A 4,386-nucleotide genomic window follows, 5' to 3' on the forward strand; every position below is an offset into this window, starting at 1 on the left:
CGCCCGCTCCAGATTCCGCCACAACCAGACCGGCAACACATCAGGATCAAGGCTATCGATCAAATTCTTCAACGCCAACCCCAATTCTGTGTCGCCCTCAATCACCAGACGCCGACGAAAAAACAGCGTATCAGGATCCTCCTGACGACTGGCCAACAGTAAAAACTCACGCCAGTTCCCGCTGATCGTCACCGCCGCCGTAGCATGCTCAGCAATCCGCAACCCCTGACGGCTGAGCGTCAAGTACCAGGACAACCCCAAGTCGGGAATCCGCAAACACAACCAACGCCCACGCAACACCTCAAACTCGCCATCACGCAACGGCTCGGCGAGGCAGCGATTGAGCGCCTGCTGCAACGCCAGGCGCTGCACGGCAAACGGCACCCGACGCACCAGCGGCAACAACCGGTCGGCACCTTTGAGCAGCCACTTTTTTCGGTTCAGCACAGGCCAACCTCCTCGACGCGCAGCATGCCGGCCTGGCCATGCCAGTAGCCATTGCACCCTTCGACAAACAACGGCGGCATCTCGCCCGAACGAACCCGCTGATAACTGTCAATCACCTCAGCCATGCCCTGCGCACGCGGGCTCAGGCGCAACAGATCGGCGCCGCAGTCCACCAGCCCGGAATAATCGGCGAGCAAATTGGTGACCTCGGCCGACATGGTCTGAATACCGTTGAGGGTAAACAGCGGCTGCCCTTCCTGGCTGGTCAGCGCCATGCCGTCGGGGTAGTTGATGCAGCAAAACTGGCAGTCGTCCTTGGGCCGGTTTTCCGCGCGGGCAGTGAAACAGCGGGCGGAATAGGCCAGGGGCAAATGCCCATAGGCAAAAATTTCAACTTCCGGCACCGCTCGGCCCAGTTCACGGACCTGCCCGATCACGTCGCGGATCAGCGCCGCCGAACACTCCACGGGCGGCACCCAGCGGGTCATTCCGCAGTCGAGCAGTTGCGCCAGCGAGTGGCCGTTGTACAGGTTGAGGGCCGGGCCACCCACGAACGGCAACTGGCGCTCGGCGAGGAACTGCACCGCGCCCATGTCATTGGCCTCCACCAACAGTTGGCCGTTGTCACACAGGCGGCGCAGGCTGGAAAGTTCCGACGCCGCTTCGATCAGCGTCAAGCTGGAGATCACCAACTGCGCCCGGCTGCACTCCTGTAACTCGCGCCCCAGTCCCAGCCACTGATCCAGTGAAAAGGCCCGGCGTTTCGAGCACACGGTTTCCCCCAGGTAAATCACGTCCAGGGGCATGGCCGACATCTCGGCGTAAAAGTTGCTGAGTTGCTCCTTGTCCCAATAAAACAGGACCGGTCCCAGGCTGAGCTTCATGTCGCGTCCCCTCATTGCCATGATCGATGATAAGCACCCAGGGTGGTCTGGCTGCCCTCGGACAACCCGGCCAACACCTGACGCCATTCTTCCTTGACCCGAAAAGCGCCCGGCGCGCCGCGATGGGCATCCAGCGCGGCGCGCCAGACCCGGGTGACTTGCTCGACATAAGCCGGGCTACGTTGGCGGCCTTCGATTTTCACGGCTTCGACGCCGATGGCCGTCAGCTCCGGCAGCAGGTCCAGGGTGTCGAGGCTGGTGGGTTCTTCCAGGGCATGAAAGCGTTTTCCGTCGACCAGGAAGCGGCCTTTGCACAAGGTCGGGTAACCGGCCGGTTCGTCGGGGGTGTAGCGGTCGATCAGGACTTCACTGAGCCGTGCGCTCAACCCTTCGGCGTCCTCGCTCCAGCGCACCGCCTTGGCCGGCGAACAGACACCGCACAGGTTCGGTGACTCGCCGGTGATGTAGGACGACAGGTGGCAACGCCCTTCGGCCATGATGCACAGGCTGCCGAACCCGAAGACTTCAATGGGCACCGGACTGCTGGCGGCCACCTGGCGCACCTGCGCCAACGACAACACCCGTGGCAGCACGGCGCGCCGAATATCGTAGCGCTGCGCGTAAAACGCCAGCGCAGCGGCGTGGGTCGCCGAGCCCTGGACCGAGAGGTGCAACGCCAGTTGCGGATGACGCTGACTGGCATAGTTGAGCACCCCGGGGTCGGCGGCGATCAGCGCATCCACACCGAAATCGGCAGCACGATCCACCGCCCGCTGCCAGCGCTCCCAGCCCTTGGGTTGCGGGTAGGTGTTGACGGCGACATAGAGTTTGCGTTGATGCTGACGGATGTGGGCGACGGCGGCGTCGAACTGCTTATCGTCCATGTTCAGCCCCGCGAAATGCCGGGCGTTGGTGTCATCGCGAAAGCCGACATACACGGCATCGGCGCCTTGGCGCACCGCCGCTTTGAGCGCAGGCAGGTTCCCTGCCGGGCAGACCAGTTGCATGGGTAATCCTCATGAAAAAAGCGGCGCTGCCAGTCTAGCCAGACCGGCAGGCACTGCCTTGACGGCAATCAATTGCCCTCACTGCATCAGGTCGGCAAAGGACAGGAACATCACGTTGTCGTGCTTGAGCACTTGCTGCTCGCAGTCGATCACTGCCAGCCCGTCAGCCCAGCACGCGGCCGTCAACATCGCCGAACTTTGCTGAGGGTGCAGTTCCACGCTCAACTGGCCGCCGGCGCCGGGCGTCAACCTGGCTCGCAGGTATTGCCGGCGCTTGTTGCTTTGCAACCAGTCGAACCCGGCGGGCACGGCCAGTGGCCGTGGCATCACGTCCGTCATACCCTGGGCCCGGAGCAAGAACGGTCGCACCACCACCAACGCGGTAATCAGTGCCGCCGAAGGATTGCCGGGTACGCCGATCCACGGTTTGCCCGCCACTTCGCCAAAGGCCAGCGGTTTGCCCGGCTGCATGGCGAGGCGCCAGAAATCGATGCTGCCCAGTTCCTCGATGGCGTGCTTGAGATGATCCTCCTCGCCGACCGAAACGCCGCCGCTGCTCAGCAACAGGTCGCATTCCGACGACGCCAGGCTCAAGGCGTGCCGACTGGCTGCCAGCTCATCGGCCATCACGCCGTAGTCATGCACCTCGACGCCCCAGCCACGCAACAGCTCCGCCAGGCAGTAGCGATTGCTGTTGTAGATCTGTCCCGGCGCCAAGGGATCGCCCGGCTCGCGCAGTTCATTGCCGCTGCTGAGCAAACACACCTGCAACGGTCGATAGACTTCGATCCGCGCAATTCCGGCGCCAGCCAGCAACCCGATTTCCTGTGCGCGCAGGCGCTTTCCCGCCTTGAGCAGCAGGTGCCCGCGACGAACTTCTTCACCCTCTTTGCGCACGTGATCGCCAACGCTTGCGGGCGGCAACCAGACACGCTCGCCGTCGACCCGGCAACGCTCTTGCGGCACGACGGTGTCGGCGCCCGGTGGCAAGGGTGCACCGGTAAAAATCTGCACCGCTTGTTGCGCGAGCAACGGTGCGCACGCCTGATCCCCCGCCGCAATTCGCCCGCCGATCAACAGCCAGCCACCCTCCTCGGGCAGGTCGACGGCCCTGAGGGCGTAACCGTCCATGGCACTGTTGTCCCAGGCCGGCAGGTTCACCGGGGAATGAATATCCGCTGCCAGCACGCGCCCCATCGCTTGATCCAGGCGGATCATTTGCACCAGGGGCGGCGGCGGTGCCTGATCGAGCAGGCGGCTGATGGCCTCGTCCACCGGCATCAGGTTGCCGAGGTCGCACACCCGGCCGGTCATGAGCGTGTCTCGCAGGCATCAATGTTGCGTTGGGCCTGAGGTTTCAAATGCGGGGCGAAATTGCAGGGGCCGGTGCGACTGTCCAGTTGTTCGAGCAGGATCTTGTTCCAGGCCGTCCGGCAGGCACCCGGTGAACCGGGTACGCAGCACACCAGCACGCCGTTGCTCATGCCGGCCAGTGCCCGGGATTGCAGGCTGGACATGCCGATTTCCTCCAGGGATACCTGACGGAACAATTCGCCGAAGCCTTCCACGTGTTTGTCCAGCAGCGGCAGGACAGCTTGCGGCGTGTTGTCGCGAGCGGTGAAACCGGTGCCGCCGGTCATCAGCACAACTTGTACTTCGGGGTCGGCGATCCACCGGGAAACGGTGGCGCGGATTTGATAGATATCGTCCTTGACCAGATCACGATCGATCAATACATGCCCGGCGGTTTGCAGCAAATCGGTGAGGGTCTGTCCTGAGGTGTCTGTGTCGAAGGTGCGTGTATCGCTGATGGTCAGCACGGCAATGTTCAGGGGTTCAAATGTGCGTTGCGCCAGATGGGCCATGTCCAGGTTTTCCCGTAGATGAGGGTATGGGCCCAAGCCTGAACCGGAATCCTTGATGAGCCTATTCCTCCAAGGAGGTACCTCTCGGGCGAATGGATTTCTGGCTGATGGGGGGGGATGGGTTTGTTGGGGGGCATATCCGTTGCTGCGGTGATGGCGGCTATTGGTTTCGCCCTTACGGCG

General features: G+C 63.0%; 5 protein-coding genes. All 5 read right to left on the bottom strand.

The window, feature by feature from the left end; all coding sequences use genetic code 11:
* Positions 1–447, bottom strand: a 447-nt coding sequence (locus KGA97_RS29045; RefSeq protein WP_223481962.1) for an SCP2 domain-containing protein, incomplete at its 3' end; no start/stop codon positions are given.
* A complete protein-coding gene (locus KGA97_RS29050) occupies positions 441–1,331 on the bottom strand; it encodes a U32 family peptidase (RefSeq protein WP_192226468.1) in 891 nt (296 codons plus the stop codon). The genes KGA97_RS29045 and KGA97_RS29050, both read right to left, overlap by 7 nt.
* An 11-nt stretch (positions 1,332–1,342) precedes the next feature.
* Complete coding sequence (locus KGA97_RS29055) at positions 1,343–2,338, bottom strand: peptidase U32 family protein (protein WP_008034782.1); 996 nt, start codon at positions 2,336–2,338, stop codon at positions 1,343–1,345.
* A gap of 78 nt (positions 2,339–2,416) precedes the next feature.
* The gene (glp, locus tag KGA97_RS29060) at positions 2,417–3,652 is read right to left on the bottom strand and encodes a gephyrin-like molybdotransferase Glp (protein WP_223481963.1); all 1,236 of its coding nucleotides are present in this window, start codon (positions 3,650–3,652) and stop codon (positions 2,417–2,419) included.
* Positions 3,649–4,203 (bottom strand): molybdenum cofactor biosynthesis protein B, encoded by a 555-nt coding sequence (moaB, locus tag KGA97_RS29065; RefSeq protein WP_008034780.1) that lies wholly within the window; start codon positions 4,201–4,203, stop codon positions 3,649–3,651. The genes glp and moaB overlap by 4 nt, the downstream gene beginning before the upstream one ends.
* Positions 4,204–4,386: the final 183 nt, after the last annotated feature.

The sequence above is a fragment of the Pseudomonas sp. BF-B-15 genome (assembly GCF_019946675.1).
Lineage (GTDB): Bacteria > Pseudomonadota > Gammaproteobacteria > Pseudomonadales > Pseudomonadaceae > Aquipseudomonas > Aquipseudomonas migulae.